This window comes from Microbacterium sp. Gd 4-13, from assembly GCF_003095395.1.
Lineage (GTDB): Bacteria > Actinomycetota > Actinomycetes > Actinomycetales > Microbacteriaceae > Microbacterium.
The window spans coordinates 59,155-72,171 of record NZ_QEIJ01000004.1 but is presented as its reverse complement, the minus strand read 5'-3'; the positions used below and the strand labels follow the sequence as shown (position 1 = coordinate 72,171).

The 13,017-nt window shown below is 70.0% G+C and carries 16 protein-coding genes; 6 read left to right on the top strand and 10 right to left on the bottom strand.

Features of this window, described 5'->3' with window-relative positions; genetic code table 11:
• Positions 1-107 precede the first annotated feature (107 nt).
• Together DEA06_RS09285 and DEA06_RS09280 are read right to left on the bottom strand one after the other, a co-directional pair.
• The gene (locus tag DEA06_RS09285) at positions 108-1,421 is read right to left on the bottom strand and encodes an extracellular solute-binding protein (RefSeq protein WP_116647712.1); all 1,314 of its coding nucleotides are present in this window, start codon (positions 1,419-1,421) and stop codon (positions 108-110) included.
• 116 nt (positions 1,422-1,537) lie between these two features.
• A complete protein-coding gene (locus DEA06_RS09280) occupies positions 1,538-2,548 on the bottom strand; it encodes a LacI family DNA-binding transcriptional regulator (RefSeq protein WP_116647711.1) in 1,011 nt (336 codons plus the stop codon).
• Between the two features lie 476 nt (positions 2,549-3,024).
• Between DEA06_RS09280 and DEA06_RS09275 the strand changes: the two genes are divergently transcribed.
• Positions 3,025-3,744 (top strand): winged helix-turn-helix domain-containing protein, encoded by a 720-nt coding sequence (locus DEA06_RS09275; RefSeq protein WP_116647710.1) that lies wholly within the window; start codon positions 3,025-3,027, stop codon positions 3,742-3,744.
• Between the two features lie 37 nt (positions 3,745-3,781).
• Here DEA06_RS09275 and DEA06_RS09270 read toward each other — a convergent pair whose 3' ends face one another.
• Positions 3,782-4,501, bottom strand: coding sequence for an MBL fold metallo-hydrolase (locus tag DEA06_RS09270; RefSeq protein ID WP_116647709.1), 720 nt, complete (start codon positions 4,499-4,501; stop codon positions 3,782-3,784).
• A gap of 53 nt (positions 4,502-4,554) precedes the next feature.
• Here DEA06_RS09270 and DEA06_RS09265 point away from each other — a divergent pair, with 53 nt between their 5' ends.
• The 3 genes from DEA06_RS09265 (at position 4,555) to DEA06_RS09255 (ending at position 6,428) form a co-directional block, all read left to right on the top strand.
• Positions 4,555-5,121, top strand: coding sequence for a TetR/AcrR family transcriptional regulator (locus tag DEA06_RS09265; protein ID WP_116647708.1), 567 nt, complete (start codon positions 4,555-4,557; stop codon positions 5,119-5,121).
• A 9-nt stretch (positions 5,122-5,130) separates the two neighbouring features.
• Positions 5,131-6,105 carry a DNA-3-methyladenine glycosylase 2 family protein gene (locus DEA06_RS09260; RefSeq protein WP_116647707.1) on the top strand — a complete coding sequence of 325 codons (975 nt, stop codon included), beginning with the start codon at positions 5,131-5,133 and terminating at the stop codon, positions 6,103-6,105.
• A gap of 101 nt (positions 6,106-6,206) precedes the next feature.
• Complete coding sequence (locus tag DEA06_RS09255) at positions 6,207-6,428, top strand: hypothetical protein (protein ID WP_116647706.1); 222 nt, start codon at positions 6,207-6,209, stop codon at positions 6,426-6,428.
• Between the two features lie 5 nt (positions 6,429-6,433).
• Here DEA06_RS09255 and DEA06_RS09250 read toward each other — a convergent pair whose 3' ends face one another.
• Together DEA06_RS09250 and DEA06_RS09245 are read right to left on the bottom strand one after the other, a co-directional pair.
• Positions 6,434-6,877, bottom strand: coding sequence for a GNAT family N-acetyltransferase (locus DEA06_RS09250; protein WP_240606890.1), 444 nt, complete (start codon positions 6,875-6,877; stop codon positions 6,434-6,436).
• 9 nt (positions 6,878-6,886) lie between these two features.
• Positions 6,887-7,828, bottom strand: coding sequence for a DMT family transporter (locus DEA06_RS09245; RefSeq protein WP_116647937.1), 942 nt, complete (start codon positions 7,826-7,828; stop codon positions 6,887-6,889).
• A 157-nt stretch (positions 7,829-7,985) separates the two neighbouring features.
• On the opposite strand from DEA06_RS09245, the gene DEA06_RS09240 reads away from it, so the two are divergent.
• Positions 7,986-8,306: a hypothetical protein gene (locus DEA06_RS09240; RefSeq protein WP_116647936.1), complete on the top strand. Its 321-nt coding sequence runs from the start codon at positions 7,986-7,988 to the stop codon at positions 8,304-8,306.
• Positions 8,307-8,338: 32 nt separating this feature from the next.
• On the opposite strand, the gene DEA06_RS16550 is transcribed toward DEA06_RS09240, so the two are convergent.
• Complete coding sequence (locus DEA06_RS16550; RefSeq protein ID WP_165817958.1) at positions 8,339-8,548, bottom strand: hypothetical protein; 210 nt, start codon at positions 8,546-8,548, stop codon at positions 8,339-8,341.
• 68 nt (positions 8,549-8,616) lie between these two features.
• On the opposite strand from DEA06_RS16550, the gene DEA06_RS16820 reads away from it, so the two are divergent.
• Positions 8,617-8,886 carry a hypothetical protein gene (locus DEA06_RS16820; RefSeq protein ID WP_240606889.1) on the top strand — a complete coding sequence of 90 codons (270 nt, stop codon included), beginning with the start codon at positions 8,617-8,619 and terminating at the stop codon, positions 8,884-8,886.
• A gap of 70 nt (positions 8,887-8,956) precedes the next feature.
• Here the strand turns inward: DEA06_RS16820 and DEA06_RS09230 are convergent, their stop codons facing one another.
• From DEA06_RS09230 to DEA06_RS09215, 4 genes are all read right to left on the bottom strand, one after another.
• Complete coding sequence (locus DEA06_RS09230; protein ID WP_116647705.1) at positions 8,957-10,312, bottom strand: hypothetical protein; 1,356 nt, start codon at positions 10,310-10,312, stop codon at positions 8,957-8,959.
• Entirely contained in the window at positions 10,309-10,662 is a 354-nt protein-coding gene (locus DEA06_RS09225; protein WP_116647704.1) for a helix-turn-helix transcriptional regulator, read from the bottom strand. The genes DEA06_RS09230 and DEA06_RS09225 overlap by 4 nt, the downstream gene beginning before the upstream one ends.
• Positions 10,663-10,725: 63 nt before the next feature.
• The gene (locus DEA06_RS09220) at positions 10,726-11,424 is read right to left on the bottom strand and encodes a TrkA family potassium uptake protein (RefSeq protein ID WP_205781251.1); all 699 of its coding nucleotides are present in this window, start codon (positions 11,422-11,424) and stop codon (positions 10,726-10,728) included.
• Positions 11,417-12,799, bottom strand: a complete 1,383-nt coding sequence (locus tag DEA06_RS09215) for a potassium transporter TrkG (RefSeq protein WP_346427031.1) — start codon at positions 12,797-12,799, stop codon at positions 11,417-11,419. The genes DEA06_RS09220 and DEA06_RS09215 overlap by 8 nt, the downstream gene beginning before the upstream one ends.
• Positions 12,800-13,017 lie beyond the last annotated feature (218 nt).

Below are 13,017 nucleotides of genomic sequence, written 5' to 3'. Positions count from 1 at the left end.
CCTCGAGGGTGATCGGATGCTTCGCCTCGCCGAGCGCGCTCGGACGGGCGTGCCGCGGGGCGGCGGTTCGGAGGGGCCCTGCCAGGGTGCGGCAGGGCCCCGAGATGTCAACGGAAGTCGTCGACGTACGAGTCGTACTCGGCGCCGAGGTCCTCCTGCACCTGGGCCGGCGTCTTCGTGCCGTTGATCAGTTCCTGCGTCTGCGAGACGAGCACGTCGTAGAACGTGGGCGTCGGCCAGTCGGGGTAGAAGGCCAGCCCGTCGTTCTCGTTGACGGCGTTGAACGCCTGGATCAGCTCGAGGCTCTTCGGATCGGCGATGTCGGCCTCGTCGGCGGCGACGGGGAGGCCGCCGTTGTTGCCGAGAAGCGCCTGGATCTCCGGTCGCATCGTGATGTCGATGAACGTGTAGGCCAGCTCCTTGTCCTGCGCGCGCTCGGGCACCACCCACAGGTTGCCCGACGATCCCAAGGTCATCTCGCTGCCGGGGAACGGGAAGAGCCCGAAGTCGAAGTCCGCGACCTCGTCGACGAAGCGGCCGTACCACCAGCTGCCCGAGACGAAGATCGGCGAGGTGCCGTTGATGAACGACACACCGGCATCCTCGGCCTTCACACCGGTGACATCGGTCGAGAAGTACCCCTTGTCGGCGTACTCCTTGAGCGTCTCTGTGGCGTAGGTGATCTCGTCACCGTTCCAGTCGACGGGGTTCTCGTAGAGCTGGTAGTCGTTGACGAACTGGCGGTCGGCCTGGCTCAGTGCGAGCTGGTACCAGAGCTGACCGATCGGGTACTCCAGACCGGCCTCCGCCAGCGGCGTGACGCCCTGCGCGACGAACGCGTCGAGCACGTCGGTGAACTCCTCGTACGTGGTCGGGATCTCGAGCCCGGCCGCGGCGAACATGTCCTTGTTGTAGTAGACGGTGACGAACTCGCCGTAGTTGGGGATGCCGTACCACGCGCCCGAGCCCATGACGCCGTCTTCGTTGTAGCGCGCGGTCGTCTGCAGGGCGGGGGCGAGCTTGTCGCCCCACCCGTACTCCTCGACGGCCGGGGTGATGTCGGTGAGCAGGCCCTGGCTGGCCAGGAGCCCCGCCGTCGCATTCCCCTTGTTGAACTCCATGAGGTCGGGCGCCTCATCGGAGTTGAGCACCTGGCTCGCGGTCGAGCGGACCTGCTCGAAGCTCTTCTCCTCGAACTCGACCGTCGCGCCGGTCTCCTCTTCGAACACCTTGATCGCCTCGGCCCAGGCGATGCCCATGGCGCTCGTCTGGCTCTCGTAATGCCAGAGGGTCAGCGTGTTGTCGCCGCTGGACTCTCCGCCCGATCCGCCGGCGCAGGCGGACAGGGTCAGGGCGGCCGCTGCGGCGGTGGCGACGGCCGCGGCTGCGCGGCGCGTCGTGATCTTCGTCATGCGTGCCATCGTCGGCACTCCTTTCGTGATGACCCTGGTCTTCGGGACAGGGTTCGTGGTGATTGCCGAAGCCTGTCGAAGCGCTTCGATAAACGACGTGGTTATGCAGTTGTGGTGGTGCGGGATCAGACGAGCGTGGCGACCGTGCCCCGCGACACGTAGGTGGGCGGGACCAGGTAGAGATCGGGGGTGGGCCGTTCGGCCCCGAGGGAGCGCACGGCCAGGTCGACAGCGAGATCGCACGACTCCTGCGGGACGAGCGGGATGGTGTCGACGGGAGTAGGCGAGACCGCGGTGTCGAACGAGGCGCCGATCGCGATCACCGAGAGGTCGCCGGGCACCGACATCCCCCGCTCGGCGACGGCAGCGAGCACGGCGTCGTGGGCCTCGGCCGTGGTGTGCAGCAGGAGAGCCGTCGCCCCCTGGTCGACCAGTTCCAGCGCTGCGCGGACGACCTCTACGAGGTCGGGCATGACGGCGCCCGACGAGCGGAAGTCGAAGTGCATTCCGCGCTCGGCGGCACGCGCGCGGGCTGCCGAACGCACGCGCGGCGGGAAGTTCGACTTCACGTAGGCGATGTCGGTCTGGCCGACGAGTCCGATCCGCCGGTGACCGGCATCGGCCACCCGGTCGACCGCCATCCGCGCGGCGGCTTCGAAATCGAGGTCGACGCACACCAGCCCGTCGCTGTCGTCGGGCACGCCGATGAAGATCGTGGGTGTCGCGATGGCGCGCGCCAGCGGCACCCGGTCGTCGTCGGGTGCGACGTCGAGCACGAGGATCGCGTCGACGAGGCCGGATGCTGCGACCCGGCTCATCCCGTCGCGCGCCTGCTCGTCGGTCAGCAGCAGGATGTCGTAGTCGTTGCGCCGCGCGGCGATCGCGGTGGCGAGCACGAACGACATGTGGGTGGGCGCATGCGTGTCGGTGCGCAGCGGCTCGGTGAGGGCGAAGATCTGCGTGCGGCGTCCGGCCAGCATCCGAGCGCCCGCATTCGGGCTGTAGCCCAGCTCGTCGACCGCCCGCTCTATGCGTTCCCTGGTGGATCGCGAGACCGGGCGCTTGCCGCTCAGCGCGTACGAAACGGTGCTGATCGACACGCCGGCGGCCTTCGCAACCTCGTTGATCTTCACCATTCGGACCCCATCGTCTGACCGTCGTGCTCCGGAGAATCTGCCGTCGAAGCGTTTCCGCGAAGCGCTTCGACATGAAATGTAGACCCAGATTCCACCACACGCAAGCCATTTGCAGCAATTGACAACAAATGAGCCTCCTCCGACTGGCGCCATGAAGTTGACGCGGATCGGCCGCCTCAGCGATAATCGCCAGCATGACTCTCAACGCACGCACTCTGTCCGCCGTGGAGGCGAACGGAACCGTCGGCATGATGGCCGACCGCGTTGCGATGTGCTGTCGAATGTGTCGCTGACTCGGTGACCCCCGCCAGGACGCCGCTCGACATCTGATCCCCGAGCGCTCGTCCACCGAGACATCGGTCTCGCGTCGATCACGCGTATCCGACCGTCTTGCCACCGGCCCGCACGGCCGTCCCGCACACATTCCGAACCCGCGAGGCTCAGCCCGGGTTCCCACGCAAGGACCTCCATTTCTCATGTCGAACACCGCTCTCCTCGAACGCCCGGCCGCTCAGACCCGTCACCTCCGCGCGGTGACCGGCGACGAAGCATCCGCCCCCGCCGCTCCCGCACCGCGTGCCGCCCTCCCCGCCGGAACGACTCCGCGCGGCTTCGCCCTCTACGTCGGCCTCGACGAGGCGACCGCCGCGAGCGCGGGCGTCAGCCTGGGTGTACTCGTCGACGCACTGCGCCGCACCCTGAACGAGCTGGCCCCCGCCGCCGAGACGTATGCGACCGTCGCCCTCGCCCCCGTGGGTGCCGGCGGCCGCGACGTCGATGTCGTGCGCCTGGCACTGCACGAGCCGTCGGCGATCGCCCGCACGAAGGACGACCCCGCCGACGAGGATCGCGCACCCGGCGGCGTCGTGGTCGACATCTCGCGCAAGCGCGTGCTCATCGACGGCGAATCGGCCGCGTTCACGTTCAAGGAGTTCGAGCTCTTGCAGTACCTGGTGCTGCGCGAGGGTCGCACCATCGAGCGCACCGAGCTGGTCTCGTCGCTCTGGGAGGGCTCGACCGACGACGAGGCCCCCGGCGAGCGCACGATCGACGTGCACGTGCGGCGCCTCCGGGCGAAGCTCGGCGCCTACGAAGACATCGTCCGCACTGTCCGAGGGGTCGGCTACCGCTTCGACCGTCACGCCGACGTCGCGATCCGCTACGGCCACGGCACGCCTTCGCCCGACCGCTTCTGAGTAACGCCCTTCTCCGTCGGATGCTGCGGCGCAGGCCTCAGCGTGCGGCGGCCGCCTTCTCGACCGACGCGACCGCGGCTTCGATGCCGCCGCGCCACGGAGCGCCGTGCCCGGGAAGGACCCACGTTGCCCGCGTCGGAAGCAGCGCGCGGAGCGACGCGATCGCCCGATCGGGCTCGTCGGTGAACGGCGCCGGCTGAGCACCGACACGACCCGTGAGCACGTGGCGGGTCGTGAGCGCGTCGCCGACGAAGACGGCGTCGAGGTCGGGGACGTGGACGGCGATGCTGCCGGCAGAGTGCCCGGGGAGCCCGATGATCCGCGGGGCGCCGGGAAGGTCGAGGGTGTCGCCGTCGCGGACGTCGAGAGTCTCGGTCAACCATGTCGTGCGGAGCCCGCCCTTGCGCAGCGAGTACAGCGCGAATCCGGCGGTGGCGCCGAGCTTCATCGACTGCTTCGCGTTCGCCGGCTTGTCCCCGCCCTTCGCCCGCCCGGCGTCATCGGGGTGGATGTACACCGGAACGCCGCGCTCCCGCCGCAGGCGCTCGGCGAAGCCCACGTGGTCGGAGTCGCCATGGGTGAGGATGAGGCCCTTCACGTCGCCGAGGCTGCGCCCGATCGATGCCAGCTCCGACAGCAGGTCACGCCAATGGCCGGCGAGACCGGCGTCGATGACCGTCACCCCCGCAGGGGTGACGACGAGGTAGGCGGCGACGATGTCGTTGCCGATGCGATGCAGGCCCGGTTCGAGTTCCATGATGGCTACGCTACATAGCCATCATGGCTATCGTCAATAGCTATACTCGAGGTGTGCCCACTCCCGAACGAACCTCGCTCGACGCGATCGTGCGCGCGGCGAGCGCCCTGCTCGAGGAGGACGGCCTCGCCGGAGTCACGATGCAGGCGGTGGCGCATCGCGTGGGCGTGCGCGCGCCCTCCCTCTACAAGAGGGTCGCCAGCCGCGACGATCTGCTGCAGCTCGTCGCCGAGGCGGCTCTGGTCGAGCTGACCCTGCGCCTCGAGGCAGGTCCCGAGGGTGACGCCAGACGGCTGGTCGACATCCTGCGCGAGTTCGCAACGGAGCGCCCCGCGGCGTTCCGGCTCGTCATGTCACCCGGTGCGGGCGTGCCCGTGGCGCGGCCGCAGTTCGGCGCCGCCGCCAGCGAGCCCATCCTGCTCCTCTCATCGCGACTCGCGGGCACCCAACGGGCGCTCGAGGCGGCGCGCACGCTCACCGCCTGGGCCACCGGCTTCATCTCGATGGAGCTGAACGGCGGGTTCAACCTCGGCGGCGACGTCGACGAGGCATGGGACTTCGGGGTGACCACGATCGTGGCGGCGTTGACTGCCGGCCGCGATGTCGCCGACCAGACGTAGGGTGTCGGCATGAGGTCGACCGGGGTGCGCGCACGGTCGAGCGCCCGCGACGGGCGACCGACGCATCCTCGGCCCCGCGAGACCGAGTACCGCCCATCGCACCCGCTCGATCTCGCCCGGGCCGTACTGCCCCAGCGTCACGGGGCCGGCGACCCGACGATGACGACCGCGGGCCCGGTGATCTGGCGCACGAGCCGCACGCCCGACGGCCCCGCCACCCTGGCTCTCCGGGGTGCACCCGACGGTGTCGTGCGCGCCGCCGCCTGGGGGCCCGGCGCCGACTGGGCCCTCGACCAGCTTCCCGCGCTCTGCGGCGCGCACGATGAGCCGTCCGGCTTCGATCCCGGCTCGCACCCGCTGGTCGCCGAGGCTCATCGGCGCAATCCCGATCTGCGCATCGGGCGCACCGACCTCGTCTTCGACGCCCTCGTCAGCGCGATCATCGAGCAGAAGGTGACCGGCATGCAGGCCTTCGCCGCGTGGCGTCGGATCGTCACTTGGTACGGCGAGCGCGCGCCAGGACCCACGCCGAAGCCCATGTTCGTGCCGCCGACGGTCGAAGGCTGGCGCCATGTGCCGTCGTGGGCCTGGCACCGCGCAGGCCTCGAACCTCCGCAGGCCCGCACGATCGTCGAGGCCGCGCGCCGCGGCGACGCGATCGCGCGCGCCGCAGCATCCGCCTTCGATGCCGACGACCGCGAGCGCGTCCTGACGAGTCTGCGCGGGGTCGGACCGTGGACCTCGGCGGAGACACGCATCCGAGCATTCGGTGACCCCGATGCGGTCAGCGTCGGCGACTACCACCTCGCCCATCACGTCGGATACGCCCTCACCGGCTCACGGGTCGATGATGACGGGATGCTGGAGCTGCTCGCCCCGTGGGCGGGTCACCGTCAGCGCGTGATCCGGCTCATCTACGCGAGCGGCGTGATCGAGCCCCGACGCGGCCCGCGCCTGCACCCCGAAGACCACCGCGACCGGTGACCCCCGCTCGATCCTGAACGCACCGGGCCGCCGCCGGTGAGACCCGCCGTTTGTGCCGCAGCCGGTGAAACGGATGCCGCCCTTCGCTCTAAGCTGGGCGCATGAGCGAACCCCGCACCGGATGGCCCCGCGGCCGCACGAACTGGCTTCTCGGAACGGTGCTGGTGCTCGCGCTCGGCGTGCTGTTCGGCATGGTCTTCGGCAACGTCTGGCTCGGTCTCGTGCTCGCAGCCGTCGTCTCCATCGGCTGGCTCATCGCCTACGAGTCCTGGCGCGGCCGCAACTCCGGTGTCAACGACGAGAGCAACGGCATCGAGCTGTAGCGACGCTAGCCCCGACGCATCGGGAGGTGCGGGATGCCGTCCTCGGAGAACGGCTCGCCCGCGACCGCGAAGCCGAAGCGGGCATACCACCCCTCGAGCTGTGCCTGCGCGTCGAGCACGATCGGCAGGCCCGGTGCCCGCTCCTCGCATCGCGCGACCGCGCGCCGCATGAGCTCGGCCGCGACGCCTCGTCCTCGCGCCGCCGCCGCCGTCGCGACCCGACCGATGCGCATCGCGTCGGGCTCGGAGAGCACCCGCAGCGTCGAGACGACATCGCCGTCCGCCTCGGCCCACATCACTTCCGCACCGGGCTCGATGTCGCGCCCGTCGATCTCGGGATAGGCCGCCTCCTGCTCGACGACGAAGACGCCGACGCGCAGCCACAGCACGCGGTAGAGGGCCAGCGGATCCATCTCGGCGACGGGCGCGAGGAGGTAGTCGACGGTCACGCTCCGACGCTACCCTGCGGCGGGGCGGCGTTCGTCGCGACGCCCGCCCGACGGACGCGCGCGGGTGCGCACGGCGATGCCGGCGCACGCGATCACCGCCAGCCCGCCGATCACGGTGAGCGCCGTGATGTGCTCGTGCAGAATGAGCGCCGCCCACGCCAGGGTGAGCACGGGCTGCACGAGCTGCACCTGACTGACCTGCGCCATCGGACCGATCGCGAGCCCGCGGTACCAGGCGAAGAAACCGAGGAACATGCTCACCACCGACAGGTAGGCGAGCGACAGCCACGCCTCCGGCGGCGCGGAGACGGGCGCGGCGGCCCACGCCGATCCCGCCGTGAGCACGATCATGAGCGGGGAGGCGAGCACCAGCGCCCACGACACGGTCTGCCACGATCCGAGCTCGCGCGCCAGCATCCCTCCCTCGGCGTATCCGATCGCCGCGGCGACCACCGCGGCGAGCAGCAGCAGGTCGGATCCCTGCAGAGGAGCGAACGCCCCTCCGTTGAGCGCCGCGAACGCGATGGCGGCGACCGCGCCCAGAGCCGCCGCGATCCAGAACGATCGGGAGGGGCGCTCGCGTCCGCGCACGACCGCGGCGACGGCGGTCGCCGCCGGCAGCACGGCGATGACGACCGCGCCGTGGCTGGCCGATGCCGAGGTCAGCGCGAGGGAGGTCAGCATCGGGAAGCCGACGACCACGCCCGCCGCGACCACGGCGAGCCGGGCCCCTTGCCGGGCCGAGGGCCGACGCTGCCGTGTGACGACCAAGGCGATGACGGCGAGGACCGCTGCAACCACCGCTCGCCCCGCACCGACGAATACGGGCGGCAGCGCCTCGACGGCGATGTGCGTGAGCGGCACCGTGAACGAGAAGGCGGTCACACCCAGCATCCCCCACCCCAGGCCCCGCGCGAGGGTCGCGGACGATGCGGGGCGTGGGGATGACATCGTCCGAGTGTGCCGGATGCGGGCGATGCCGACCGCGTCGACGGAGGTGGCCACTCGTGCCCCCGTGGCCTTCGTCGCCATCGAACCCGGCGCGCGCCCCACTCCTGCGGCGAGGCGTCTGTGCATCGCGACCCGCCGCGCGTGGTGGGATGGACGGGTGAACGAGCCCTCGACCGCCCTGTCCGTCTCCGTCGTCGGCACGCCCGACCTGCCGGGCGAGGCCCTCACGGCGCTCTACCGCACCACGGGCCGTTCGACCGTCGAGCTGCGCCGCGCGATCGCCGTCGCAGAGCCGGTGTTCGTCGCGGAGCTGTTCGGCCCCGACCACATCGACGTCGTGCCGCGCCTGGAGAAGACGATCACGCTGCTCGAGCAGCTCGGGCTCGCCACCGAGATCCACGAGCTGACCGACGGACAGCCCGAGGCCATCTCGCTGCAGACCATGCGCGAGATCATCGACGGGCCGACGGCCGACTGAGAGCGGTCGGGTCGCGATCCCCGCGGCACGCATCACGACGACCGGCGGTACCCGCCGCGCGCCGATGCTGGGCCGGCCTGCGACGCGGTGACCCCGCCCGTATCGATCTCTGCCAGGCTGAGATCACGGGAGGGGCGCATGTTCACCATCACCGAGCACATCGACATCGGTCGCGAGCGCGGCGAGGTCTTCGCCTTCCTCACCGACCCCGCGAACCGGGCGCGGTGGGATGCCTCGGTCATCTCCGAGGAGCTGCTGACACCACCACCCGTGACGGTGGGGAGCGCCCATCCGCACGCGGATGAACGTGATGGGTCGGCCCCTCACCTTCGACTGGCGTGTGACGGCGTTCCATCCGCCGCAGACCATGGCCGCGACGAGCACGTCCGGCACGATGCCGACCTCGCTTCGATTCAGCTTCGCCGAGCATGAAGACGGGTGCCGCGTGACGGCGACGATCGAGGCCAGCCCGGCGGGCATGCTGCGGCTGGTCGAGCCCATCGTGGCGCAGACCGCGTCGTCGACACTCGCCGCGGGCCTGGCCCGCGCCCGCGAACTGCTGGAGTCGGGAAGCTCCTGACGTCGCCATCCGCCACCTCTGGCTCCTCGAGCCACCCGTCGCGCCGCTGCCGGAGCTGCGCGGCAGCGGGTCAGGCTTGGATCGGGCCTTCGGCGGCACCGGGCGCGGAGAGGCGCGGCGCCGCTGTGCGCGTCACCCAGATCGCGGAGACGAACGCCGCGATCGGCACGAAGAACGCCAACGCCGGCGCGAGTATCGTGCCGAGGAACGAGGCGTACCCGAGTCCGAGCAGCGCGGCGGTGACGATCCGTGCGGCCAGAGGGCCGCGCAGGCGGGCGGCGAGCCACCACGCGACCGCGGCCCCTCCGAGCGCGGCCGACACGGCGAGCGCCGGCGCCATCGCGTTCCACGACGGCGCGTGCACATAGGCCGCGGCGATCGCGCAGAGCGAGGCTGCGAGCAGCGCCAGCGGGCCCCAGGTGGCCGGAGCGTTGCCCCGACGCGCGGAGGCGATCACGACGAACGCGGCGAGCAGGGGGATGCCCGACAAGACCGAGATCGTGATTCCGTGGCCCATCGCCTCCGTGCCATCGGCCGCGCCGGGCGACCACGACGCACCGGTCACCGCGTAGGCGATGCCGAGAAGGCTTCCCGCGAGGCTGATGACCGCGAGACCTCGGGCGAGTCGGAGAGTCCTCACGGGCACCGGTGACGTCGCCTGTCGCGCACGAGCGGCGCCACGTCGGGGACGGAGGAGAGCGAGAGACGCGATCGCGACTCCTGCTGCCGCGATCGTCGGGACCGTGGGCGAGACGAGGGACACCCCCAGGGCAGGCGCGGTGACCACGCCGCAGGCCGCGGCGACGAGAAGAGCGACCCCCGGCCGCATCCCGGCCCGTGCGAGGATCGCGCCGAAGAGCGCGGCGACGGCCGCCGCACCGGCCAGCCAGGCAGCGGTGAAGATCGGCACGAAGACGGCCGCGAGACCCGTGGTGGGCTCTCCCGCGTCGGCGAAGTCGAACGCGAGACTCCACGCGATGTACGCGACGAACGCGAGCGAGAACGCGACGAACGCCAGGCCGAGGGCGATGATCGCGCGGGGCGGAGAGACCAGCCCGCGCTGACGCACGATCGCGATCAACCCGAACGCGGCGAGGAGGGGGATCGCGGCCACGGTGAGGAGTGGGAGAAGCCACGACAGACCCGACTCCGTGAGGGGCTCCGTGCCCCAGACCGCGAGGCCGCCGGCGACCGCCGCGAGGAGGAGCCCGGCCAGCGCGGCGCCGAGCGCGGAACGGACGTCCATACGCGTGCCGAGACCGTGCGCGATCACCGACCCTCGTTCGCGCGCAGACGGTCGGTCGCCCCCACGGCTATCGGCCACATCGAGCAGCGTTCCCACCACGACGTCTTCGTTCTCTGCCCGCCAGGCTTTCGGGTACCAGCGCAGCAGGCTCCGGTATCGATCTTCCGTCGACGGGGTCATGTGGGCATCACCATCGAGGCACCCCAGGCCGGCGCGCGTGTCGCCATGCTCGCTCGCGCCGCTCTCGCCGCGCTCTCCATGCGCGTGACTTCCGCGTCGAGTCGCGAAGAGCCGGTCGGCGAGATTCGGAAATATCGCCGAGTGCGCCCGTTGACGACCTCCTCGCCGTCGACGACGATCAGACCTTCGCGTTCCATGCGCTCCAGCGCGGCGTACAACGACGTGACCCGCAGGGAGACGTCACCGCCCGACGCTTCCTCGGTCGCACGAAGAATGTCGTAGCCGTGGCGCCGCTGAGACGCCAACGAGGTGAGGATCCAGAAGACCGGCGGGGTCAGGGGTGCGCTCATGCCAGCGACCATACTCCATGGGGAGGAGTATTGCCATCCGAGGCTTCGGCGGGATGAGACGGCTCAGACGAGCGACGCGAAACGCTCGGTGCGCTCCACGGGCCCGATCACGATGAGGGTGTCACCCTCAGACACGAGCGACGACGCACCCGCGGCATGCCACTGCCCATCCGACGACTTGATCTTGACGACGGTGATGCCGTGGCGCCGACGGACGGCGGACTGCTCGAGGGTCTGCCCGACCATCTCCTGCGGGGCGATCGTCTTGGCGACGACGAGGTCGTTGTCGAACTCGACGTAGTCGAGCATCGAGCCGCGCACCAGGTGCGCCACGCGACGGCCCATGTCGGCCTCGGGGAAGATGACGTGCTCGATACCCAGCTGTTCCAGAATGAGGCCGTGCTGCTCGCTGATGGCCTTCGCCCAGATGGAGCGGACTCCCATGCGCTTGAGGAGCGACGCGGTGAGGATGCTCGCCTCGATGTCGGAGCCGATACCGACCACGACTCGATCGAAGTCGGCGACACCGAGCTGGTCGAGCGCCACCTGCCGCGTGGAGTCGGCGCGGACGACGTGGGTCAGCACGCCATTGAGCGACTGCACGATGTCTTCGTCGGCGTCGATGCCCAGCACCTCGGTGCCGGACCGCGCCAATTCAGTGGCCAGGGCACCGCCGAAGCGTCCGAGGCCGATCACGACCACGGAGGACGCAGAGCCGGGGCGCCCGCGGCGTCGCGTGAAGAGGTGGGTCGACTTATCCAATGATCGGACGCTCCTTCGGGAGTTCGTACTGACGCTTCTGAATGGACAGTGCCAAGGCCGAGCCCAGCAGAACAGGCCCGAGCCTGCCGATGAACATCAGCACGATGAGGATGAGCTGCGCGGCGGGCGGAAGACTCGCGGTGATCCCGGTCGACAGGCCCACCGTCGCGAAGGCCGAGATGACCTCGAACACGACGCGATCGAATCCGTAGGGGCTCATCAGCATGATCGCGAGGGTCGACGCGACCACGAGGGCGAGAGACAGGAGCGCGACGGTCAACGCCTCGCGGTGGGTGGAGCGCGGGAGGCGTTTGCCGAACATGTTGACGGCGGTGTCGCCGCGCAGTTCGGCGATCACGATGAAGAACAGCACCGCGAACGTGGTGATCTTCAGCCCTCCCGCCGTTCCCGCCGGCCCCCCGCCGATGAACATGAGGATGTCGGTGACGAACCAGCTCTCGTCGCGCATCTGCGAGACGTCGATCGAATTGAATCCGGCGGTTCGCGGCATGACGGATGCTGTGAAACCGGCGAGCACGCGGCCTGCCGGGTCGAGTGCACCGAGAGTGGCGGGGTTCGCCCATTCCAGCGCCGTCAGGGCGATGGCTCCGGCCACCAGGAGCACGAGCGTGCCGATGACGACGGTGATGGTGTTCAGCGTCCACTTTCGCGGCATGACCAGCCGCTTGCGCAGCTCCATGATGACCGGGAAGCCGAGCCCGCCCAGGATGACCGCGGCGCAGATCGGCAGACAGATCCACGGATCAGCTACGAACCCCATGAGGTTGTCGCTGAAGAGTGCGAACCCGGCGTTGTTGAACGACGACACGGCGTGGAAGACGCCCAGCCAGATCGCCCGCCCCGGCTCTTCGCCGTAGCCGCCCCAGAACCGCAGCGTCAGTACGAGCGCGACGACGACCTCGGTGGTGAGGGTGATGAGCGCAACACCGCTGAGCACGCGGCGAACGTCGCCGACAGCGACGGTATGCGTCTCGCTGACGGCGGTGAGCCGTGTTCGCAGCCCGAGCCGCCGCGCGACGAGGAGCCCCAGAAGAGTCGCGAGCGACATCACCCCGAAGCCACCGATCTGGATGAGGGCGAGGATCACGACCTGCCCGAACGGCGACCAGAAAAGCGGCGTATCCACGATGATGTGTCCGGTGACGCACAGCGCGCTGGTGGCGGTGAAGAGCGCCTCGATGAAGGTCGCCCCGCGCCCCTGCACCGAGATCGGCATCAGAAGAAGCGCCGTTCCGACGGCGAGAACCGCGCCGAACGCGATGGTGATCGCCTGACCGGGCCGGATCCGGGACAGCGCCGTGGAAAATCGAGTGACCGCCATCCGCGCTACCGCGACCCCTTCGGCCATTGCCATCCACGCACAGCCAACGATCTCACGTCTGACCCTCTGCGACCGACGCATCACGCACCTGGCGCGCACCGTGGCGCCCGCAACCCGACGTCACGAGCATCATCTCGAAATAATCACAGAAACATAACGGCAGCCCTTCCCTTCCGTTACCTCTCCGTTATAGAGTTCAGGAACGGTAGTTGTTTTGCTGTGGCAGCTACCGAACATGTGATTGCAGGACA